The organism is Mycolicibacterium canariasense (assembly GCF_002101555.1).
GTDB lineage: Bacteria > Actinomycetota > Actinomycetes > Mycobacteriales > Mycobacteriaceae > Mycobacterium > Mycobacterium canariasense.
On the sequence record NZ_LQOL01000079.1, the window covers coordinates 73,041 to 94,778 of the forward strand.

At 68.3% G+C, this 21,738-nt stretch carries 20 protein-coding genes and 2 tRNA genes; 12 read left to right on the forward strand and 10 right to left on the reverse strand.

All coding sequences use genetic code 11. The features are described from left to right. The first annotated feature begins 97 nt into the window (after positions 1–97). Genes AWB94_RS26820 through AWB94_RS26830 form a run of 3 tightly spaced genes read left to right on the forward strand, consistent with a single transcriptional unit; the run spans position 98 to position 2,885 of the window. Positions 98–1,492: a purine-cytosine permease family protein gene (locus tag AWB94_RS26820; RefSeq protein WP_062657922.1), complete on the forward strand. Its 1,395-nt coding sequence runs from the start codon at positions 98–100 to the stop codon at positions 1,490–1,492. Next, positions 1,489–1,929 carry a nucleoside deaminase gene (locus AWB94_RS26825; RefSeq protein ID WP_062657921.1) on the forward strand — a complete coding sequence of 147 codons (441 nt, stop codon included), beginning with the start codon at positions 1,489–1,491 and terminating at the stop codon, positions 1,927–1,929. The genes AWB94_RS26820 and AWB94_RS26825 overlap by 4 nt, the downstream gene beginning before the upstream one ends. Then, positions 1,926–2,885, forward strand: coding sequence for an isopenicillin N synthase family dioxygenase (locus AWB94_RS26830; protein WP_062657920.1), 960 nt, complete (start codon positions 1,926–1,928; stop codon positions 2,883–2,885). The genes AWB94_RS26825 and AWB94_RS26830 overlap by 4 nt, the downstream gene beginning before the upstream one ends. Here AWB94_RS26830 and AWB94_RS26835 read toward each other — a convergent pair. Next, the gene (locus tag AWB94_RS26835; protein WP_062657919.1) at positions 2,838–3,767 is read right to left on the reverse strand and encodes an aldo/keto reductase; all 930 of its coding nucleotides are present in this window, start codon (positions 3,765–3,767) and stop codon (positions 2,838–2,840) included. The two genes, AWB94_RS26830 and AWB94_RS26835, sit on opposite strands and share 48 nt — an antisense overlap. An 82-nt stretch (positions 3,768–3,849) precedes the next feature. Here AWB94_RS26835 and AWB94_RS26840 point away from each other — a divergent pair, with 82 nt between their 5' ends. From AWB94_RS26840 to AWB94_RS26855, 4 genes are read left to right on the forward strand one after another with little or no spacing between them, the layout of a single operon-like run. Continuing rightward, complete coding sequence (locus AWB94_RS26840; RefSeq protein WP_062657918.1) at positions 3,850–4,395, forward strand: TetR/AcrR family transcriptional regulator; 546 nt, start codon at positions 3,850–3,852, stop codon at positions 4,393–4,395. A gap of 18 nt (positions 4,396–4,413) precedes the next feature. Beyond that, positions 4,414–4,893 carry a ribose-5-phosphate isomerase gene (locus AWB94_RS26845; protein ID WP_024452307.1) on the forward strand — a complete coding sequence of 160 codons (480 nt, stop codon included), beginning with the start codon at positions 4,414–4,416 and terminating at the stop codon, positions 4,891–4,893. A gap of 15 nt (positions 4,894–4,908) precedes the next feature. Next, entirely contained in the window at positions 4,909–5,712 is an 804-nt protein-coding gene (locus AWB94_RS26850; RefSeq protein WP_062657917.1) for an Fpg/Nei family DNA glycosylase, read from the forward strand. 44 nt (positions 5,713–5,756) lie between these two features. After that, a complete protein-coding gene (locus AWB94_RS26855) occupies positions 5,757–7,439 on the forward strand; it encodes a cation:proton antiporter (protein ID WP_062657916.1) in 1,683 nt (560 codons plus the stop codon). Here AWB94_RS26855 and AWB94_RS26860 read toward each other — a convergent pair. Both AWB94_RS26860 and AWB94_RS26865 read right to left on the reverse strand, forming a co-directional pair. Continuing rightward, positions 7,436–8,260, reverse strand: a complete 825-nt coding sequence (locus AWB94_RS26860) for a hypothetical protein (protein WP_062657915.1) — start codon at positions 8,258–8,260, stop codon at positions 7,436–7,438. The genes AWB94_RS26855 and AWB94_RS26860 overlap by 4 nt on opposite strands. 19 nt (positions 8,261–8,279) lie before the next feature. Then, complete coding sequence (locus AWB94_RS26865) at positions 8,280–9,101, reverse strand: hypothetical protein (protein ID WP_062657914.1); 822 nt, start codon at positions 9,099–9,101, stop codon at positions 8,280–8,282. 568 nt (positions 9,102–9,669) lie between these two features. Between AWB94_RS26865 and AWB94_RS26870 the strand changes: the two genes are divergently transcribed. Next, a complete protein-coding gene (locus AWB94_RS26870; RefSeq protein ID WP_165605354.1) occupies positions 9,670–11,394 on the forward strand; it encodes a cellulase family glycosylhydrolase in 1,725 nt (574 codons plus the stop codon). Here the strand turns inward: AWB94_RS26870 and AWB94_RS26875 are convergent. Both AWB94_RS26875 and AWB94_RS26880 read right to left on the reverse strand, forming a co-directional pair. Next, a complete protein-coding gene (locus AWB94_RS26875) occupies positions 11,385–12,611 on the reverse strand; it encodes an alkane 1-monooxygenase (protein ID WP_084395301.1) in 1,227 nt (408 codons plus the stop codon). The genes AWB94_RS26870 and AWB94_RS26875 overlap by 10 nt on opposite strands. Positions 12,612–12,914: 303 nt before the next feature. Continuing rightward, a tRNA-Gly gene (locus AWB94_RS26880) sits at positions 12,915–12,988 on the reverse strand. Between the two features lie 98 nt (positions 12,989–13,086). Here AWB94_RS26880 and AWB94_RS26885 point away from each other — a divergent pair. Next, positions 13,087–13,160, forward strand: a tRNA-Pro gene (locus tag AWB94_RS26885). An 11-nt stretch (positions 13,161–13,171) separates the two neighbouring features. Here the strand turns inward: AWB94_RS26885 and AWB94_RS26890 are convergent. Both AWB94_RS26890 and AWB94_RS26895 read right to left on the reverse strand, forming a co-directional pair. Beyond that, a complete protein-coding gene (locus tag AWB94_RS26890; protein ID WP_084395300.1) occupies positions 13,172–14,308 on the reverse strand; it encodes a PDR/VanB family oxidoreductase in 1,137 nt (378 codons plus the stop codon). Continuing rightward, on the reverse strand, positions 14,305–15,216 hold the full coding sequence (locus AWB94_RS26895) for a metal-dependent hydrolase (RefSeq protein WP_234811894.1): 912 nt from the start codon (positions 15,214–15,216) through the stop codon (positions 14,305–14,307). The genes AWB94_RS26890 and AWB94_RS26895 overlap by 4 nt, the downstream gene beginning before the upstream one ends. A 267-nt stretch (positions 15,217–15,483) precedes the next feature. Between AWB94_RS26895 and tig the strand changes: the two genes are divergently transcribed. The 3 genes from tig to AWB94_RS26910 all read left to right on the forward strand — a co-directional run bounded on the left by tig (position 15,484) and on the right by AWB94_RS26910 (position 18,303). Continuing rightward, positions 15,484–16,971, forward strand: coding sequence for a trigger factor (tig, locus tag AWB94_RS26900; protein ID WP_062657911.1), 1,488 nt, complete (start codon positions 15,484–15,486; stop codon positions 16,969–16,971). A gap of 109 nt (positions 16,972–17,080) precedes the next feature. After that, on the forward strand, positions 17,081–17,680 hold the full coding sequence (locus AWB94_RS26905; protein WP_024452297.1) for an ATP-dependent Clp protease proteolytic subunit: 600 nt from the start codon (positions 17,081–17,083) through the stop codon (positions 17,678–17,680). Further along, entirely contained in the window at positions 17,677–18,303 is a 627-nt protein-coding gene (locus AWB94_RS26910; RefSeq protein WP_024452296.1) for an ATP-dependent Clp protease proteolytic subunit, read from the forward strand. The genes AWB94_RS26905 and AWB94_RS26910 overlap by 4 nt, the downstream gene beginning before the upstream one ends. Positions 18,304–18,371: 68 nt before the next feature. Here the strand turns inward: AWB94_RS26910 and AWB94_RS26915 are convergent, their stop codons facing one another. From AWB94_RS26915 to AWB94_RS26925, 3 genes are all read right to left on the reverse strand, one after another. Continuing rightward, entirely contained in the window at positions 18,372–19,409 is a 1,038-nt protein-coding gene (locus AWB94_RS26915) for a hypothetical protein (protein ID WP_131805340.1), read from the reverse strand. Positions 19,410–19,509: 100 nt separating this feature from the next. Further along, positions 19,510–19,881, reverse strand: a complete 372-nt coding sequence (locus tag AWB94_RS26920; RefSeq protein ID WP_062657909.1) for a DsrE family protein — start codon at positions 19,879–19,881, stop codon at positions 19,510–19,512. A 51-nt stretch (positions 19,882–19,932) separates the two neighbouring features. Then, positions 19,933–21,486 carry an HD domain-containing phosphohydrolase gene (locus AWB94_RS26925; RefSeq protein ID WP_062657908.1) on the reverse strand — a complete coding sequence of 518 codons (1,554 nt, stop codon included), beginning with the start codon at positions 21,484–21,486 and terminating at the stop codon, positions 19,933–19,935. Positions 21,487–21,738 lie beyond the last annotated feature (252 nt).

The following is a 21,738-nucleotide window of genomic DNA, read 5'->3' on the forward strand; positions in this document are numbered from 1 at the left end:
GTCGTCGGATGTTCATCCGAGGTTTCCTCGGCATGCCTGGCTGTGAACTCTTTTCCTCGAACTGCGCACTGCGGGCCGGGATGAGAAGGTACCTCTCATGACAGCGGCCGAACCCACCACCGACGGGTCCTATCGAGACAAGATCGCAGCAGTAGAACCCGGCGGGAACGAGTTCATCGCGGAGGCCGACCGGCACGGTAAGCCCAGTCAGCTGTTCTGGACCTGGACCTCTCCGAACCTCGAATTCGCCACCATCTTCGTCGGCGTGCTCGCGGTGGCCTACTACGGCATGACGTTCTGGCAGGCTGTCGCCGGCATCGTGTTGGGTACCGGACTGGGTGCCATCGCACACTACTTCCTGTCGGCGCGCGGACCGCTGCACGGGGTGCCGCAGATGGTGTTGGGCCGGTTGCCGTTCGGTTTCAAGGGCAACGTGGTTCCCGCGGCGTTGATGTCGGTGACCGCCGGGGTCGGTTGGTTCGCCACCAACAGCGTCAGCGGTGCCTTCGCGCTGTCCACCCTGTTCCATATCGGTCCGCTGCTGGCCCTGGTGATCATCGTGGTGCTGCAGACCGCGCTGGCCTTCTTCGGGCACAACCTGGTGCAGGCCTTCGAGCGGTGGGCGTTCCCGGTGCTCGCGGTCATCTTCGTGATTGCCTCGGTGGCCATCCTGGCCAAGTCCCACCCGGGTGCGCCGGCCGTGGAAGGCGGCGTGGGCGGCCTCGGTGGCTTCCTGCTCACCGTCGGTACCGCCTTCGGCTACGCCGCGGGCTGGACGCCGTACGCCGCCGACTACACCCGCTACCTGCCTTCCAGTGTGAACACCAAGCGCACCGGATGGTTCGCCGCGGCAGGTCTTTTCGTGTCGTGTGTGGTGCTGGAGGTGGTCGGTGCGGCGTCGGTCACCATCGGTCCGGCCCTGTCCGAGAATCCCACCGAGGCGTTCACCGCAGAGCTGGGCTCGTGGCTGGCCAAGCTGACGCTGCTGGCCATCGCGATCGGCGCGGTGGCCGCCAATGCGATCAATGTGTATTCGGGCGCCATGGCTTTCGTCACCATCGGATTCAAGCTGCCGCACCACGTGGCCCGCGCACTGGTCACCGTGTTCTTCGGGGTGGCCGGCTTCCTGATCGCCTGGTGGGCGCTGGCCGATGCCGCGGCCAGCTACGAGGCGTTCCTGTTGATCATCGCGTACTGGATCGGGCCGTGGCTGGGCGTGGTGTTCGCCGATCAGTACCTGCGCCGGGGGCAGTCGGTCGCCGGATTCCTCTATGACCGCTCGTATGCGAATTGGCCGGGGCTGTCGGCGTTCCTGCTCGGCCTGGTGGTCTCGGTGCTGCTGTTCTCCAACCAGGAGAAGTTCGTCGGCTTCATCGCCAAGGCGGCCCCACAGCTGGGTGATATCACCTTCTTCGTCGGCTTCCTCATCGCCGGCGCGAGCTACCTGGTGCTGTGCCGGTCCAAGGTCGCCGCGGAGCGTGCCCTGGTATGACCCCGCAGCAGATGCTCGACGTCGCGGTCGAGGAGGCCCGAAAAGGGTTGGCCGAGGGCGGGATCCCGATCGGTGCCGCGCTGTTCAGCGCCGACGGCGAGTTGCTGGGCGCCGGGCACAACCGCCGGGTGCAGAGCGACGATCCGTCGGTGCATGCCGAGACCGACGCGTTCCGGGCCGCGGGCCGCCAGCGCGGCTACCGGTCCACCGTGATGGTCACCACCCTGTCGCCGTGCTGGTACTGCAGCGGGCTGGTGCGGCAGTTCAACATCGGCGCGGTGGTGATCGGGGAAGCCCGCACCTTTCACGGCGGCCACGATTGGCTGGCCGAGCACGGGGTAGCGGTTACGCTGCTGGACGACGAACGATGCGTGGCGATGATGGAGGAGTTCATCGCCGCCAAGCCGGAACTGTGGGCGGAGGATATCGGCGAATGAGCGCCATTGCGACGGTGGATATTTCCCGGTGGTACGCGGGCGGCGCCGAGGCCGACGCGCTGGCGGCCGAGGTGGACGAGGGCTTGCAGCGGGCCGGGTTCATCGTGATCACCGGACACGGGGTGGACCCGGCCCTGGCTGCCGGTGTGCGGGCCGCGGCCAGGGAGTTCTTCGCCCTGCCCGACGAGGTGAAGCGGCGCTATTCGGTGCCGGTCGGCGGCCACGGCTGGATCGGCCCGGGTGCGGAGGCCAACGGTTACGCGGAGGGCACCGAGACCCCGCCGGATCTCAAGGAGAGCTACAGCCTGGGTGCGGAGACCGCGACCGGTGATCCCGAGGTGGACCGGATCTGGTTCGCGCCCAACGTGTGGCCCGCCGAGGTGCCGCACCTGCAGGGGCTGGTGGCCGACTACACCGCCCAGATGCGCAAGGTGTCCGACGACCTGCTGGCCCTGTTCGCCCACGCGCTCGGCCTGCCATCGAATCCCTTTGCCGCGCTGGCCGATCGGCCCACATGGACGATGAACATCAACCACTACCCGCCGGTGAGCGTGGTGGGCGAACCCGAGCCGGGACAGTTCCGGATCGGGCCGCACACCGATTTCGGCACCGTCACGGTGCTGGACCGCGAGCCAGGTGCCGGCGGCCTGCAGGTGTACTCCGAGGCCGAGGGCTGGGAGGACGCTCCGTGGCAGCCGGGCGCGTTGACCGTGAACATCGGTGACCTGCTGGAGTATTGGAGTGGGCGGCGGTGGCCGTCGGGCCGGCACCGGGTGCTGCCGCCGCAACCGGATGCCCCGGAAGAGGATCTGGTGTCGCTGATCTACTTCTACGAGGCCAACCACGACGCTCTGGTGACGCCGTTGGAGCCGCCGATCGGCCGGGTCGCGGGGCTGGATCCCGTGACGTCATCGGCTTTCATCAAGGAACGCCTCGACGCCATCACCATCGGGTGACTCGGCTTCGACGGCGTCCAGTGCCGAGAGCTGTTCGGCGCTGAACTCGATAGCGCCGGCGGCCAGGTTCTGCTCCAGGTGCGCCACCTTGGACGTGCCGGCGATCAGCAGGATGTTCGGCGAGTGCGCCAGCAGCCAGGCCAGGCCGACCTGAGCACCAGTGACGCCGAGCTCGCTCGCGATCCGTTGCACCGCAACGTTGTCCGCGACCTTGGGGAAACCGGGGAAACCCGATCCCAGCGGAAAGAACGGCACCCAGGCGATGTCCCGCTCGGCGCACAGTGTCAGTTCGTCCTCGTGCGTGCGGTTGAGCAGGTTGTAGGAGTTCTGCACGCACACGATGCCGGCGGGCAGTGCGCGACGCAGCGTGGCCAGGTCGACATTGCTGATCCCGATGGCGCCGATCTTGCCCTCGTCGCGCAGCGTGATCAGTTCGGCCAGTTGGTCATCCAGGTCGACGATCTGATCGCCCTCGGCGATCAGCCCCGGCCCCGAGTCGGCCCGGCGCAGGTTCACCACCGGGATCCGGTCCACGCCCAGGCCGGCCAGGTCCAGTTCGACGGCGGCGCGCAGGTCGGCCGGATGCTGGGCCAGCGCCAGCGGGAGCGGCCCGGAGGTGGCGGGCCGGGCGCCGACCTTGCTGACGATCACCAGGTCGTCGGGGTAGGGGGACAGGGCATCCCGGATGCGCCGGTTCACCACGCCGTCGTCGTAGAAGGACGCCGTGTCGATGTGGTTGACGCCCAGGTCGAGGGCCCGGCGCAACACCGCCACGGCGTCGTCCTGGGGGAGTTCGTGCCCGAGTCCCATGGCGCCGTAACCGATTCGCGCGACGGCGTGCTCGCCGAGGGTGCCGGTCCCGCCGGGGTGTGAGGTGGTCATGCCGATCTCCTGAACTGTCATACTGGGCAGCGATGCGGAGGAACCTCCGCTTTCACCGTAGCAAAACGGAGGTGCCTCCGCTATGGCGGAACGGGCCGATGCCCGGCGCAATCGCGCGCGGCTGCTGGCGGCCGCGGCCGCGGCCTTCGCCGCGTCCGACGGGCCGGTCTCGCTGGAGGCGATCGCCCGCGACGCCGGCGTCGGCATCGGGACGCTGTATCGGCACTTCCCCAACCGGGAGGCATTGATCGAGGCGGTCTATGCCGCCGAGCTCGCCGATGTCGCGGCGTCGGCCGACGAGCTGTTGCGCCGGCATCGCCCGGTGCCGGCGCTGCGGCACTGGATGGACCGGTACGCCTCCTTCGTCGCGGCCAAGCGTGGGATGGCCGAATCGCTGCAGGCGATGTTCGCCGCCGGTGTCGTGCAACCCAGCCAGACCAGGGACGCCATCGTGGGCGCGGCGTCGGCCCTGCTGAGTGCGGGTGCACGCGACGGCAGCCTGCGCGACGACGTCGACCCCGACGACGTCGTCACCAGCATGTTGGGCATCGTTCTGGCCAGCCAGTCCACCCAGCAGACGGCCCGTCTGCTCAACCTCCTGGTCGACGCTCTGGTGGTGAAACGCTGACAGGTTAGGGTTACCGCCATGCGCGTCTACCTCGGTGCCGATCACGCCGGATTCGAATTCAAGAAAACGATCATCGACCACCTGCTCAAGAGTGGCCATGAGCCCATCGACTGCGGCGCGTACACCTACGACGCCGACGACGACTACCCGGCGTTCTGCATCGCCGCCGCCGTCAAGACCGTCGCCGATCCGGAGAGCCTCGGCATCGTGCTCGGCGGCTCGGGCAACGGCGAACAGATCGCTGCCAACAAGGTGCCCGGCGCCCGGTGTGCCCTCGCCTGGAGTGTGGAGACCGCGCAGCTGGCGCGCCAGCACAACAACGCCCAGCTGATCGGCATCGGTGGCCGCATGCACACCACCGAGGAGGCGCTGGCCATCGTGGACGCCTTCCTGTCCACCCCGTGGTCGGAAGCCGAGCGGCACCAGCGCCGGATCGACATCCTGGCCCAGTACGAGAAGGACCACATCGCGCCGCCGGTCCCGGGCGCCCCTGCCTGATCCATGGCCTGATCGATGCCTGAGGGGCATACCCTGCACCGGCTGGCCCGGTTGCATCAGAAGCGGTTCGGGCGCGCACCGGTGACGGTGTCCAGCCCGCAGGGCAAGTTCGGCGACGCCGCCGCCGTGAACGGGCAGCTGCTGCGCAAGGCCGACGCCTGGGGCAAGCACCTGTTCCACCACTATGCCGGCGGTGCGGTGGTGCACGTGCACCTCGGGTTGTACGGCACCTTCACCGAGTGGCCGGTGCCCCCGGACAGCACTCAGCCGCTGCCGGTGGGCCAGGTCCGGATGCGGATGGTGGGCGCCGAGTACGGTACGGATCTGCGCGGGCCCACCGTCTGTGAGCTGATCGACGAGCCCGCCGTCGACGACGTGGTGGCCCGACTGGGCCCGGACCCGCTGCGTTCCGACGCCGATCCCGACCTCGCGTGGACGCGAATCACCAAGTCCCGCCGGACCATCGGCGGACTGCTGATGGACCAGACGGTGTTGGCCGGGGTCGGCAACGTGTATCGCAGCGAACTGCTGTTCCGGCACCGAATCGACCCCTACCGCCCCGGAACCCGGATCGACGCGAGCGAGTTCGGTGACATGTGGACCGATCTGGTGGCGCTGATGAAGGTCGGGGTACGGCGCGGGAAGATCATCGTCGTGCGCCCCGAGCACGACCACGGCGCTCCGTCGTACCGAGAGGGCCGCCCCCGCACCTACGTGTACCGCAGGGCCGGTGATCCGTGCCGGGTGTGCGGCACCACGATCCGCACCGCCGAGCTGGAGGCCCGCAACGTGTTCTGGTGCCCGAACTGCCAGTCCTGACCACCGGTCGGGCACGTCGGGGACTTTGACGGGACAATCAGTGCGTGGAATTGATCCTCGTCGTCGTCGGAGCCATCCTGGTCACCGCCATCGCCCACCGCCGCGGGTTCGAACCCGCGCTGATGATCGTGGTCGTCGGCATCGCCGTATCGTTCCTGCCCGGATTCGAGGCGCCCGAACTCGATTCCCACATCCTGCTGACGGTGGTGCTCCCGCCGCTGCTGTATTCGGCCGCGCTGGACTTCTCGTTCCCGACGTTCCTGCGCAACATCCGCCCGATCCTGGGTTTGGGAGTCGGGCTGGTGGTGATCAGCGCCTTCGCCGTCGCCGCGGTGTCCTCCGGACTGGCCTTGGTGCCGTTGACCTTCGGCACGGCGCTGGTGCTCGGCGCCATCGTGGCGCCGCCGGATGCCGTCACCGCCGTCGCGGTGGGCCGCAAACTCGGGCTGCCCAAACGCGTGATGGCCATCCTCACCGGTGAGAGCCTGATCAACGACGCTGCCGCGCTGGCGTTGTTCTCGGTCGCGGTCGCGCAAGTTGCCGGCAGCCACACCTTCATCGAAAATCCGTTCCTGCTCTTCGGGTACAGCGCGGTGGTCGGGCCGTTGGTCGGCGCGGCGCTCGGCTACGTCACGTTGTGGATCCGCCGCCGGCTGGCCAACCCGGGGCTGGAGACCGTGCAGGGCCTGGTGGTGCCGTTCGCGGCGTTCATCACCGCCGAGGAGCTGCACGCCTCCGGGGTTCTGGCCGTCGTCGTCGCCGGTTTCGTGGTGGGCAACGGGACCCTCGACGCGGGCTATCAGACCCGCTTGCAAGAGCGGTACGTGTGGAACTCCGTCGACGTCCTGCTGGAGGCGTTCGTGTTCGCCTACATCGGCCTGCATCTGCGGTTCGTGTTGGAGGATCTACGCGAAGCCCACGAGTCGCTGGTCGAGGTGGCGATCGCGTCCGGGATCGTGCTGGTGATCGTGCTGGTGATCCGGCCGTTGTCGGTGTTCGCGATGTTCGGCCGCAACAAGCTGTTCCGGCACGTGGAGACCCGGCTCAGTGTGCCGGCGCCCGCGCGGGCCCGTGGCGCGCTGGGTACCCGGCGCAAGCCGCCGGGCAAGTGGCGCTCACGCATCGACCGCCGCACGCTGTCCTGGCAGGAGAACGTGGTGGTGTCCTGGACGGGGATGCGCGGCGTGGTCACCCTCGCCGCGGCGGCCGCGATCCCGGCGACGACGATCGACGGTGACCCGTTCCCGGAGCGCGCCACCATCCAGGCCATCGCCTTCGTGGTGAGCGTCGGGACCCTGCTGATCCAGGGCTGGTCGCTGCCGTGGCTGATCCGGCGGCTGCAACTGTCCCGATTCAACGACGACCACGCCGCCGACCGGGAAGAGGAAGTGAAGGCCGAACGCGTGGTGCACGCGGCGGCCGACCGGGTGCTCGCCGAGTTCCGTGACAACCCGCCCGAGGGGATGGACCCCCGGGTGCTCGCCGAGATCCGCACGGCGATCGCCAGGCACTCCGAGGACGTCGAGGAAATGCCCGATCCCGAGGCGCCGACCAAACGCGCGAAGGTGTTCTCGGCGCTCTACCGTGACGTGCTCTCCGCCCAACGGGCGGCGCTCATCGCCGAGCGCGACGAGGGCCGGATCGAGGACGAGGCGGTGCGGGCCATGCTGGAGCGGCTGGACCTGCAGGAGGCAGGAGTGTCATCCCGGCTGGAGAGCCGGCTCTAACTGCCTCCGCAGCCGCCCCCGCAGCCCCCGCCACCGCAACTGGATCCGCTGCAACTCGACCCGCTGCAACCGGAGTTGCCGCCGTCCCAACTGCCGCTGCCGGTGTCCCAGACGCCGTCGGAGCCGTTGCTCTGGTCGAAGCCCTGCTGGAAGCCCTGGTCGAACCCGGCGCCGTAGCCGTTCTCGAAACCTTGTGCGCCGTAATCGACTCCGTGCATACCGTCGAACAGCGCATCGAACAGCAGCACCGAGCCCACGCCCCAGGCGCCGGCCACCAGGGCCGGTTTCCACCAGGGTTCGGAGTACCAGCCGGCGGGCACCGGGCGGCCGGCGACGCGGCCGCCGGGGTAGTAGTTCGGGGTGCGCGGCGACGGCGCGGGCGAGGCCTCGATCTGCCTGCCGTCCACCGTGACGCGCCGGTCCTCGGTCACCGCACCCGCCGTCCGCTGACCGCTCAGCGATTCCAATTCCGGTCCGGGATCCAGGCCCATTGCGGCCCGGGCGGCGCGGACGTAGTAGAGGCCTTCGATGGCGCTCTCCTTGGCCAGCGCGGCCTGCCGCGCCGTGGTGGCCTGATCGATCTGCGACGAGGCGGCGGTGTAGCGCTCGGAGGCGTCCGCCAGGGCCTGCTTGGAGGCCTCGTCGGTGCCGGTCAGGTTGAACACCTGCCCGCCCAGGCGCTCGATGACCCGGCGGGCGTCGGCCTTGGCATCGTCCAGTGCCGCGGCGCTGCGGGTCCCCGCCGCCTTCGAGGACGTGTACACCAGCAAGCCGATGCCCGCGACGACGAACAGAATGAGGATCAGCAGGATGCTGTTCATGGCGATCAGCGTAAGCCGATCAGAAGTCGAATCCGCCGAAGTCGCCGCCGCCGTCGAATCCGCCGAAGTCGCCGCCACTGTCGCCGCCGCCCCAGCTGTCACCGCCCCAACCACCGTCGGCGCCCATATCCTGGCCACCCTGGTCGAGCGCGGCCTGCTCGCCCTGGTCGAAGCCCTGCTGGAATCCGTCGCCGTAGCCGTTCTCGAAACCTTGTGCGCCGTAATCGACTCCGTGCATGCCGGAGAACAACGCGTCGAAAAGCAGCACCGAGCCCAAACCCCAGGCGCCGGCCACCAGGGCCGGTTTCCACCACGGTTCGGAGTACCAGCCGGCCGGTACAGGGCGGCCGGCCACGCGGCCGCCGGGGTAGTAGTTCGGGGTGCGCGGCGACGGCGTCGGGGAGGCCTCGATCTCCTTGCCGTCGAACTGGATCCGGCGATCCTCGGTGACCGCACCGGCCGCACGCTGGCCGGTGAGCGTCTCCAGTTCGGGACCCGGGTCCATGCCCATGGCGGTGCGGGCGGCCCGTACGTAGTAGAGCCCTTCGATGGCGCTTTCCTTGGCCAACAGCGCCTGCTTGGCGGTGGTGGCCTGGTCGATCTGCGAGGACGCCGCGGTGTAGCGCTCGGACGCGTCGGCCAATGCCTGCTTGGAGGCGTCGTCGGTGCCGGACAGGTTGAACACCTGGCCGCCCAGGCGTTCGATGACGCGGCGGGCGTCGGCCTTGGCATCGGCCAGCGAAGCGGCGCTGCGCTGCCCGGACGCCTTCTGCGAGAAGTACACCGCGACGCCGATGGCGCCGACGACCAGGATGATGAGCACGAGCAGGACGCCGTTCATGGTTTTCAGCGTACCGACAGAAATCGCCTGGTCCCCGGCCCCGGAGCCGGTTTGCTGAGAGCGAATCTAAGCTCGGCCGGCCCGGCCGGCGGACCCCTCATCGTTACGCCCCGGTTCGGGGACGGAAATGGATATTGAGCGATATCCGCTACCGGAGCAAATCCTGGCAAATTTCCGTGCGAAATGCCGGCGACATGACCTTTAGCGAAGCTCCGGCGCCGCCAGGACGGTCGTGACCATTCAGGCGGCCACTTTGTTCCAGCCGGTGTGGCAATGGGCGCGCTTGCGCCATGCCGTCACGACGCACTCCGGTGGTTATTTGCGCGTGAATTAATTAGCGGCAAACGCCCTGTTCAAGGCCATTTAGTGAGCCTGTCAACGATATCTCGAATGTAGCGAAGTTTGCCGGGATTTGATTGGACCACTCGAAGTCGGGGTAACGACTATCGCACGGCGCTGTGATTGAAGTCACCACAAGTAATGGGTCGGGAGAAGGGTTGGAGTGGGAGTCATGTGGGATTCATGGAAGCGTGTAGCAAAACCAATAGCGATAGGGACGACACCACTGTTGACGGCCGCCTTGATGGGCGCTGCGGCGCCGACCGCCCCGGCGCCGACCGCGTTGCGCCAGGCGTCCCATGACGTCGCGCTCGCGGCGGCGATCGACACCTCGTCCGATGCGGTGGGTATCGCCGAGTCTCAGCTGTATTTCATGACACCGGAAGAGGTGGACACCGCGCTGGACACCATGCAGTCACTCGGTGTCACGCAGTTCCGGATGTTCGTGCCCTGGCGTGCGGTGGAACCGGCGCCCGGGGTCTATGACTGGACCAACGTCGACAAGGTGATCGACGCTGCCGAAGCTCGCGGCATGGCTGTCCTTGCCGCGGTCACCAGCACGCCGACGTGGGCGTCGGACAACCAGACCTCGGCCTATGGAGCACCGAACGATCCCGCGGACTTCGGCACCTTCATGGGTGCCTTGGCCAGCCGCTACGGCGCGGGCACCGGCGACCCGGACACCGCGCGCATCTCGGCGTACGAGATCTGGAACGAACCGCAGAGTTCCGTGTTCTGGAATCCGAAGCCGGACCCCGCCGCGTACACCGAGTTGCTCAAGGCGGCGTACACGGCGATCAAAGCCGTCGACCCCAGCGGCACCGTTGTGGGTGGGGTGGTGACGGCCGGGCGGACGATCGGGGATATCAACATCAGCCCGGTGGAGTTCGTCCAGGACATGTATGCCGCCGGCGCGGCCGGGTATTTCGACGCGCTGTCGTACCACCCGTACAACTACGACTGGAAGTTCGGCGACGGGGTCGGCAACCCGATCTCGGCCGAAGGTCAGCTGCAGGCCATGCGCAACCTGATGGATGCCAACGGTGACGCGGCCAAGCTCATCTGGACCAGCGAGTACGGCCTGCCGACCTCGTACGTATCGGAGGCGCAGCAGGCCGACTTCATCGGCGACTTCATGGACACCTGGTCGGACCTGGACGGGGTGGGGCCGATGTTCATCTACTCGTTGGTGGACCAGAACTCGAACTCGACCGAGGTGGAGGACACCTGGGGACTGTTCCGCGACGACTGGACGCCCAAGCAGGCCGCGGCGGTGGTGCGGAACTGGATTGCCGATCACGGTGGACAGATTCCCGATGCGGCGCCGGCCGATCCGGTCGCGGCACCGGTGACCCCGGTGCCGACGACGCCGGCGACCGATCCGGTCCAGAGCTGGGCCGATTCCGTGGCGGCCGCCTGGGCCAGCTGGACGGCCTCGGTACAGCAGGCCCTCAACCCGGGCACCACTACAACGGCATCGACCGCTACGACGGCCACGCCGACGCTGCGGATGGCGCCCGCGGAGACGGCCACGGCCGCGGCCGAAACCGCCGTGGCGACAACGCAACCGACTGCAGCGAGCGCCGAAACCAGCCCGGTCACCGCGGATTCGCTGCGGGCTCCGCTGATCGCCGCCACCCAGGCCGGACCCGAACATGCTGCTGCACAGCAGGAGTCGTCCGGACCGACAGCGGCGTCGCAGCCGGAGCCCACCCGGGAGACACCCGCAAGCCCGGCAACTCCGGCGCGGCCCGCCACGCCGACCCGGGCCACACCCGCGACCCCGGCCACGCCGGCAAGCACGGCGCGGGATAGGTCATCCACCCGCTCGCAGCAGCGTGACTCTGCCCACCGTCCCAGTGACCACCGCGACCGTGCGACGAGTGACCGATCGGCGGGAACAGGCTCGAACGACCATGGTCCGCAGCGCAAACGGGCGGCGGCTCAGTCCTGATTTCCCCGCCCCTGCAGCCGCGCGATGCGTTTCGCATCGCGCGGCCGCAGCGCGGTCAGACTGACATCACCGCCGTACACGTCCAACACGCGCCGATCCATCACCCGCCGCCACAGCGGAGGGCACAGGGAGAGCACGAGCATGGCGACGTACCCGCCGGGTAGCTGCGGCGCCTGTTCGGTGTCGCGCACCGCCTGGAACCGGCGCAGCGGATGCAGATGGTGATCGGAATGACGCTGCAGATGTAACAGGAAGACATTGGTCATGACGGCGGTGCTGTTCCAGCAGTGCGCCGGGCGCAGCGGTTCGTATCGTCCGGACGCCAACCGACGTCGCCGTAAACCGTAGTGCGACACATAGTTCATCGCCTCCAGCAGGAAGATGCCCACGACGGCCTGACCGGCCAGCCAGGGCAGATCCACCGCGCCGAACCAGACTGTCAGCCCCGCCAGCATCGCGGCGCTCATCAGCCAGGCGTTGAGCACGTCGTTGCGCACGGACCACCGCGAATGCCCTTTGCGACCAAGGCGTTTGGCTTCCAGCCGCCACGCCGAACGGGTACTGCCGGTCACGGAGCGCACGGCGAACGCATACACGTTCTCCCGGAACCGGGCGCTGGCCGGATCCTCGGCGGTGGCCACCCTCACGTGGTGGCCGCGGTTGTGCTCGACGTAGAACTGCCCGTAGCAGGTCTGCGCCAGGGCCACCTTGCTCAGCCAGCGCTCGGCCTTGCCGCGCTTGTGGCCGAGTTCATGCGCGGCATTGTTGGCGACCCCGCCCACCACGCCGGTGGCCACCATCAAGCCGAGCTTGCCGACGGGGGAGATGTGCAGCCAGCCGCCGCCCGCCCACAACCAGCACGCGAAGATCAGCGACAGGTATTGGGCGGGCAGGTACAGGTGGGTGGCGGCCCGGTAGTACCGGTCGCCCTCCAGCGCTGCCAAGGCGTCGTCCGGTGCGCGGTGCCGGCTGTCCCGGCCGAGCACATGGTCGACGATCGGCATGACCACAAACGTCAGGACGGCGCCGGTCCACCAGAACGCGGTCCGCCCCGTCGTCCACACCAGAAGCCAGGACAGCGCGACCATGCCGGGGGTTGCCGGGACGAGCAGCCATAGATATCGCTTGGGGTCCCGCCAGTTCGTGTCAGCAATCTTTTTGGGAACGTCAATTTCGGGCGGCTCGTGTTCCGTCGTGGGCAGCGGATGCACGGTCATCGCATACTTATACCGTGCGGCAATTGCGTTCGCAATCGTTGCTGTGGCAGGCCGATTGGATGCAAAATCGATGGGATCTAGCTGATCAAACGCCGTGGGTCGTGAGCATTTGTTATTCGCTCTTCCGGACCAGGAGCAATTGCCCATACAGTCAATAGGCAGGATATTCCCAGAACCGCAAAGGCTCGTAGGGTGGCGGTGCAAATTGGCGCCTTGCCATTCTCTGGCAAATTCAACGAGCGGCTGGCGCGATGGTCGGTGCGCGGTGGAAAAACAGAAAACCGGCCGCGTGGGCCGGTTCTGTGGAGCGGGCGACGGGAATCGAACCCGCGTAGCTAGTTTGGAAGACTAGGGCTCTACCATTGAGCTACGCCCGCATGATCGTGCAACGCAAGACTGTACCGGCGAGGGCGCGGACAAAGCCAATTGACGGCCCAGCGTGTTGAACCCGTAGTATTCCGTCCGCAGCGAAACACGGGGTGTAGCGCAGCTTGGTAGCGCATCCGCTTTGGGAGCGGAAGGCCGCAGGTTCAAATCCTGTCACCCCGACTCAGCCGGTTCTACAGATCCAGCACCAGCCGTTCGCCGGCCTGCTTGGCCCGGGACACGCACACCAGCATCTGGCCGAGGTCGCGCTGCTCCGCGGTGAGCAGCCGGTCGCGATGGTCCACCGCGCCGGAGACCACGCGCTGCACGCAGGCGCCGCAATACCCTTGCTGGCACGAATAGGCCACGGTGGGAACGGTATTGCGCAGCGCGGCCAGGGCGCTCTGCCCCGCTCCCACACCGACCACCGCGCCACTGCGGGCCAGTTCCAGCTCGAACGGCGCACCGTCGACCACCGGCGCCGCGCCGAACCGCTCGCTGTGCACCTCCACGCCGGAGTTCACCGGAATGGCCCGCAGGACGGTGTCGATCATGGGCGGGGGCCCGCACACGTACACCGCGGTGCTCGGGTCGAAGTCGTCCAACAACGCCTCCGCGGTGGGCAACCCGTGCACGTCGTCGGTGCGCAGGTGCACCTTGTCGCCGTGGGGCAGCAGCTCGTCCAGGAAGGCCAGCGCGGCCCGGCTGCGCCCGGCGTAACACAACGTCCACGGCGTCCCCTGGCGTTCGGCCAGCCGCACCATCGGCAGGATCGGGGTGATGCCGATCCCGCCGGCGATGAACCGCAACCGCGTCGTGCGCGATGCCGATCCGGGCACCGGCATCATGAACGCATTGCGTGGATCGCTCACCTCGATATGCGCGCCGACCGGCAGGCCGTGCACCTCGATCGAGCCGCCGTCGCCTGCCGCGCTGTGCCGCACCGCAATTCGGTATTCGCCGCGCTTACGTGGATCACCGCACAACGAATACTGCCGGGTGCGGCCGGACGGGAGATGCACATCGATGTGGGCGCCCGGATTCCAGCGCGGCAACGGGTGCTCATCGAGCGGTGTCAGGGTCAGCGCGACCACCTGACCGTCGGCCGCGACGGTCCGCCGGTCGGCGATCCGCATCGTCGTGCGGTTCGTCGCGGCCGGCAGTTCCGGCAGTTCGGCATCGCCGCCGAGGCGGGTCACCACCGACAGGAAATGCGGCACCGCGGCACCCGCGACACGGATCAGCAGATCGGGAGCCTTGCCGCGATACAGCCCCGGCGGCGGATCGCCGACGTAAGGCTTGAGCAGTGCGCGCAGCGACAAGCGGGTCATTCGGCCATGGCGCGGGCGGCGGGGGAGGCGGACAGGTAGGCGACCGCCTGCGCGGTGCTGCCCTCGTCGACCGGCGAGTAGTCCCGGCGCAGTAATTTGAGCCCCGACCGGACCAGGAAGCCCGCCGTGGGGATGGACCCACGCTTGCCGGCGGCCCGCAGCTTCCAGGCCAGCCGCAGATAACCGAGGTTGGGCAGGGACGGATCCTCGTGCACCAGGAACTTGATCCCGCGCAGGCTCAGTCCGAAGAACGCGGCGCTGACCATGATGCCCGCCGCCGCCTGGGCGAAGTAGTCCATGCCGAAGTACTTGGCGACGTTGTAGGACACGTGCCGGTGTTCCACCTCTTCGGCGCCGTGCCAGCGCAGCAGGTCGGCCATGATCGGATCCACCCCGAGGCTGTCCCACGAGTTGTTCAGCGACCAGTGCCCGAGCACGCCGGTGAAGTGTTCGGCGGCGTTGAGCGCGTGGGTTCCCGAGGCCAGCGCCTTGCGCCGGCCCGAACCGGTGATCCGTTCCATCCGCTTGTCGTACTGACCGGCCACCCATTCCAGCTGCTCCAGGAACGGCGTCGGGTCGATGCCGTGCCGGCGCACAAACTGCGCCAGCACGTCGTCGTGGGTGCGGGCGTGGATCGCCTCCTGGCCGATGAAGCCGATGATCTGCTCGCGCAGTCGCTCGTCGCGCACGTACTCCAGCGCGTCGGTCAGCAGCTTGGCGAACCACCGCTCGGCCACCGGCAGGAACAGATTCAGCGTGGTGGCGGCGTGCGAACCGTACGGGTCACCACTCATCCAGTGCAGGGGCGTGTTCTGCCAGTCGAACCTGGCGTCCCGGGGCCGTAGCGCCACCTCCTCGGGGGCGAATTCGTCTATCGGGCTCATGCTGAGAAGCCGCTGCTGAGTCACGACTGACCTCCTTGGGGGGTGACTGTGGCACACGGTTTCCGCAGTCGAGGGCGTTTGAACATTCCGCTGGCTATTCGGTGCGCCTCGGGGCCCGGATGGGTCGTACTGAGGATCGCCGGGTCGTCGGCAGCCCTGCTCGGGGACGCCAAGTGTCGGGTGGCCAGACGGGTCAACTACCCTGTTCGCGAAGCGCGCGGGCCACCGGAGACGACCTGTTTCGTCCTGGCATGCCGTGCTGCCACCGAAGACGCAAACAGGAGTAACGCAGTGAAAAGCACGGTCGAGAAGCTGAGCCCCACCCGGGTTCGGATCAACGTCGAGGTTCCCTTCGCCGAGCTGGAGCCGGACTTCGACCGGGCCTTCAAGCAGCTGGCCCAGCAGATCCGGCTGCCCGGGTTCCGGCCCGGCAAGGCGCCGCGCAAGCTCCTGGAGGCTCGCATCGGCCGTGGCGCGGTGCTGGAACAGGTGGTCAACGATGCGCTGCCGAGCCGTTACAGCGAGGCGGTGACCACCGCCGAGGTGCAGCCCCTCGGGCAGCCCGAGATCGAGGTCACCAAGCTCGAGGACAACGCCGAGCTGGTGTTCACCGCCGAGGTGGACGTCCGTCCGGAGATCGAGCTGCCCGACCTCGGGGCGCTCACGTTCACCGTCGACCCGATCGAGGTCGGTGACGACGAGGTCGACACCGAACTGCAGAACCTGCGGGCCCGCTTCGGCACCCTGACCGGTGTCGACCGCCCGGCCGCCGAGGGGGACTTCGTCTCCATCGACCTGTCGGCCACCGTCGACGGCGAGGACGTGCCCGAGGCCAAGACCGAAGGGCTGTCCCACGAGGTCGGCTCGGGCCAGCTCATCGAGGGCCTGGACGAGGCGATCATCGGTCTCAAAGCCGACGAGAGCAAGGTCTTCACCACCACCCTGGTCGCCGGCCCGCACGCCGGTCAGGAGGCCGAGGTGACGGTCAAGGTGAACTCGGTCAAGCAGCGCGAACTGCCCGAGGCCGATGATGAATTCGCCCAGCTGGCAAGCGAATTCGACACCATCGACGAGCTCAAGGAGAACCTCGTCGAGCAGGTCCGCCGGGCCAAGCGCATCCAGCAGGCCGAGCAGATCCGCGACAAGGCGCTGGAGACCCTGCTCGCCGAGGTCGAGGTGCCGCTGCCCGAGGCGATCGTGCAGGCCCAGGTCGACGACACCCTGCACAACGCCATCCACGGACTGGACCACGACGAGAGCAAGTTCGAGGAGTCGCTGACCGAACAGGGAAGCAGCCGCGAGGAATTCGACGCGGACAACCGCAGCAACGCCGAGAAGGCCGTCAAGACGCAGCTACTCATGGACGCCATCGCCGACAAGCTCGACATCCAGGTCGGCCAGGCCGACCTGACCGAGCGGCTGGTGCTGATGTCGCGCCAGTACGGATTGGAGCCGCAGCAGCTACTGGGCTTCCTGCAGCAGAACAACCAGCTGCCGGCCATGTTCGCCGACGTGCGCCGCGGCCTGACCATCGCCGCGGTGGTGCACGGTGCCACCGTCACCGACACCGATGGAAACGTCGTCGACACCGCGGAGTTCTTCGGACCGTCCGGCGGTGCCGAGGTTGCCGACGCCGAGGTCGAGGGTGACGACGAGCCGGCCGTCGAGGAGGCCGACGAAGCCGAGAAGGCCGCGAAGGCAGAGAAGAAGGCGGCCAAGAAGGCCAAGAAGAAGGCTGAGGCCAAGGATGACGACAAGGGCGACGACGCCGACGCGTGACGCTGTGAGCGAACGCGCGCCCTCTCGGGCGTGCGCTTCGCCACGCGTTGGTTAATGTCGGTGAACGAGTACGACAACTCGAGAAAGCAGGTATCCAGCCGTGACTGACATGCGTTCTGGCGCGTCGGGGCTCAACCTCATCGACTCGGTGTATGAGCGGTTGCTCGCCGAGCGCATCATCTTCCTGGGCACCCAGGTCGATGACGACATCGCCAACCGGCTGTGCGCGCAGATTCTGCTGCTGGCCGCCGAGGACCCCACCAAGGACATCCACCTCTACATCAACTCGCCGGGTGGATCGGTGACCGCGGGGATGGCCATCTACGACACCATGGTGCTGGCGCCGTGCGATGTGGCGACCTATGCCATGGGCCTGGCCGCATCGATGGGCGAGTTCCTGCTCGCCGCCGGCACCAAGGGCAAGCGGTACGCCCTACCGCACGCGCGGATCATGATGCACCAGCCGTCCGCCGGCATCGGCGGTAGCGCGGCCGACATCGCGATCCAGGCCGAGCAGTTCGCGTTGACGAAGAAGGAGATGAACCGGCTCAACGCCGAGTTCACCGGCCAGACGCTGGAGCGGGTGGAAGCTGACGCCGACCGCGACCGCTGGTTCACCGCCAAGGAGGCCCTGGAGTACGGCTTCGTCGACCACATCATCACCAGCGTCAGCGTCAACGGCGACGGACCAGGAGCAGGTATCAAATGAACCCGATGCAATCGCGCTACATCCTGCCGTCGTTCATCGAGCACAGCAGCTTCGGCGTCAAAGAGTCCAACCCGTACAACAAGCTGTTCGAGGAACGCATCATCTTCCTCGGCGTGCAGGTCGACGACGCCTCGGCCAACGACATCATGGCCCAGTTGCTGGTGCTCGAGTCTCTGGATCCCGATCGCGACATCACCATGTACATCAACTCGCCCGGTGGCTCGTTCACCTCGCTGATGGCGATCTACGACACCATGCAGTACGTCCGCGCCGACATCCAGACCGTCTGCCTCGGGCAGGCCGCGTCGGCCGCGGCGGTACTGCTGGCCGCCGGCACCCCGGGCAAGCGGCTCGCGCTGCCCAACGCCCGCGTGCTCATCCACCAGCCCGCCGTCGGCGGGGCGATCCAGGGGCAGGTCTCCGATCTGGAGATCCAGGCCGCCGAGATCGAGCGCATGCGCAGCCTGATGGACAGCACGCTGGCCCGGCACACCGGCAAGGATCCGGCCGTCATCCGCAAGGACACCGACCGCGACAAGATCCTCACCGCCGAGGAAGCCAAGGAGTACGGCATCATCGACACCGTGCTGGCCTACCGGAAGCTGTCGGCGCAGAACGCCTAGCTCACGACGAGATTGCCGTTACGGCGCGATTGTTCGAGACGAACGCGCCGCAGCGGCAATTTCGCGTTTCAGCCCGCTGCCGGATCCGGCGACGAGCCGTCATCGGCAGGCGCTGGTGCCGGCGCGTCCGATGCGGCGACTTCGCTCTTCTTGGGGCGCTTCTTGGGTCCGGCGTCGGATTCCGACTCGTGCCGGGCCGGCCGTTCCGGGTTACCCAACGACGGCCGGACCTTGGGCCGAGTCTTGACCGGCTCGGCCGGCTTCGGTTCATCCGAGGGCGTCGCGTCATCCGGTTCGGCGTCCGTCGCCGTGGACTTCGGCACGGTGGGCGGCGGTGTCCCCGACAGGACCGCGTCGTCCCCCGTTGCGTCGGTGTCGACGGGCGTGACGGTGCCGGCGGTGTCGACGGGCGTGACGGTGCCCGCGGTGTCCGGTTCGGCCTTGTGGCGTCGAGGTGCGATGTCGGCGTCCGCGGCGGTGACTGTGCCGGGCAGGTCCGTGCGGACGCCGATTGCGGTCGGTAACGGCGGTGCGGGCGCGGCGCTGGCGGCGGTGACCGCGAGCGGTGCGGGCAGCCGGAAGACCTGGCCCAGGACGGCGCCGATGGAGGCCACGACACCGCTCACGGCATTTTCGATCCCGACGATCACCGAGTAGATGGTTCCCACCGCCAGCCCGGCCAGGATGCCGCCGAACAACACGGCGGGGCCGACGATCGGAGCCAGCACGGGATTGTTCATCGCGGGTGCCACGAGCGTCAGCACACCTTGGACGACGGCGTTCACAATCTGGGTGAAGGCATAGGAGACCGGACCCGCCGCGGCGGTAGCGAGCGGTATTGCCGTCGCGATCGCCTTGGTGGTGGTATTGGATTTCGGTGTCTGGAGATCGTCGGCCACCAGGGGATCGACGAGTGCGGCGAATGTACTCACTCGGTCGACGAGTTCGGGCACCGTGGTCGGGAATGGTTGGTGCAGGGCAGCCAACGCAACCGCGGGCGGCGCCGAGCGGGGTGGGCTGGGCACATCCGTCGCCAGCACCATGCTGGCGGCGAGCACGCACGTGCAGGCGGTGGCGCCGCCGGCACCGGCAAGGGGTCTTCTCATCGTCGTTCCTTCCCTGTGGCCATGCTGTGTGTCCGAAATTGTCGGCCACGTCGATTTCTCTGGCCTGAGTAGAACGACACCTGTTTCGAGCGACCGCCCCTCAGTAACTGAAGGTGGTGGCGCCGTCGCCGATCCATTCCCACAGCTGCACGGTGCCGCCCGCTTCGGCCCCGGCGATGAAGTTGCTCGCGTCCAGGTGCTTGGACTGGATACAGATGGGGCAGACCAGGTAGCGCCCGCCGGCCTTGCGATAGCGCTCCAGCAGGTCCGGCAGCGGCGGGCAGCCATCACAGGCGGTGCCCACGGCGACCCCGGGGACGACCAGGCGCACGGCCTCCTTGGTCAGGAACATCATGGTCGGGCGGCCCGATTCGGCGGCACCGACGGCGACCAGGAAGGCCACCGTCACCCGCTCCGCGTCCTCCAGGCCGGTGGTGAGGCTGATGGCGGCTTTGTTCGTGGTGTTTGTCATCACTCGATGGTGGCCCACCCGAGGCCCGCGCACATGGGGCTTTCGCCCCATTCATCCAGGCGTGGCCAGCCCGTGCCGCAGCGCGTACATGCTGGCGCCGACGCGGTTGGACACCCCGATCTTGGCGTAGGTGCGCTCGACGTGGTTGCGTGCGGTCTTCTCGCTGATCACCAGCGCCTTGGCGATATCCCTGTTCGATGCGCCGCGGGCGACCAACCCGAGCACGTCCACCTCGCGCGGGGTCAGCCCGTCCGGACGGGCACCGGGCCGTTCGGTGCTGTGCCCGGCCGCGTGCAGCACCGCCTCCACCGCGACGGTGTCCAGAGTCCCGGAGCGGACCCGTTCGCGCAGTCGATGCGCCGCCGATGCCGCGGTCATCGCCTCGCGGTAGGGCCGCGGCTCGCAACCCGACCGGTAGGCGACCGCGGCGGCCAGGATGCGGTCGGGCAGGCCCAGTGCGGCGGCCGGCAGGCCCCGCGGGTAGCCGGAGCCGTCCAGGCACTCGTGATGGTTCCCGGCCAGCTGGGCCACCTGGCTCAGGCCACGCACCTGGCTGAGGATGCGCACCGTCAGGTACGGATGCAGCCGGACCCGTTCGAACTCGCCGGCCGTCAGCGGGCCGGCTTTGGACCAGACCTGATTCGAGACACCGATGCGGCCGAGGTCGTGCACGTGCCCGGCCCGTCGGGTCAGCGCCGCGGCCGCTGCGTCCAGGCCGGTCGCCGCGGCCGCGTCACCGGCCAGCTGCGCCACTTCCCGGGAATGCCCGAGGGTGAACGGGCACTTCAGGTCGACGAAATCGCCGAGGGCCATCAACAGGGCGTCCAGGCCGGCATCGTCGAGGCGTTCGTGGCGGTCGGGTGCCTGCTGCAGCACGGCCTGCCAGGCGTCCCCGGTCGCCGGGCCGGCCAGGATGGCCTCGGCGTCCTGGATGAAAACGTCCACCACCGCAGGATCGAACTGCCCACCACGGCGCGCGGTGGCCATCGCGACCGCGCCGGCGACACCGCCGATCCGGTGGTGCACCTCGGCGAGATCGGCGAGCTGCGCCACCCGCATCTGGATCGGGATGCCGTCCGCGGACGCACCCGCCGGCATCCCGCCGCCGTCGAACCGCTCGAAGGCGTAGCCCAGCGCGGCCTGTACATCGGGTCCCAGGCCGAGCCGGTCGGCCAGCAGGGCGGCGGAGGTGCAGTGTGAGTGGATCATCCGGGACAGCTGCCCGCGGGCGTCGACGAAGAGCGCGGTCAGCACGTTCAGCCGGTGCAGCAGCGGTTCACCGCGGGCGACGTTGCCGATCAGGAAACGCATCAGTGGCAGCCCGGCGGTGTCCACCAGGTAGCTGTCGTGGCGCACCGCGATGTCGTCGCCGAACCAGCGCGCGTACTCGTGCGAGTCGGCGTGACATCCGATCCACATGATCAGCGTCGTGTAGTACACGCCGTCGCGTTGGGCGCCGTCGAGCCCCAACCGGTCGGCCAGTCGGGTCGCGATCAGGGCGGAGCGCAACATGTGTTCGCCGGGCTGCCCGAGTCCCAGGTCGACCGCGACCGACAGGGCGGCGAGCAGCTCGGCGCGGCTCGGGGACTCGGCCGGCACAGCCATGCGCCGATTATGCCGGGCGACGTGTACTCATGGGGCCACCGTGGACTATGGGAAAGCTGCTGCATATGAGGCTTCGATGGCACCGGGCAGGGCCGTCATCTCAGCCTTTGCCGGTGGTGGCGCACGGTATCGTGGAGCGCGGCGAAGGCACCTTCGAAGACTGCGTTTCCGTTACACCGGCGACACGCCAGGGACACAGTCCGCGCGCCGACGGGTGGCGAGCCGCGCGGAGGGATATGTTCTCCTCCACGC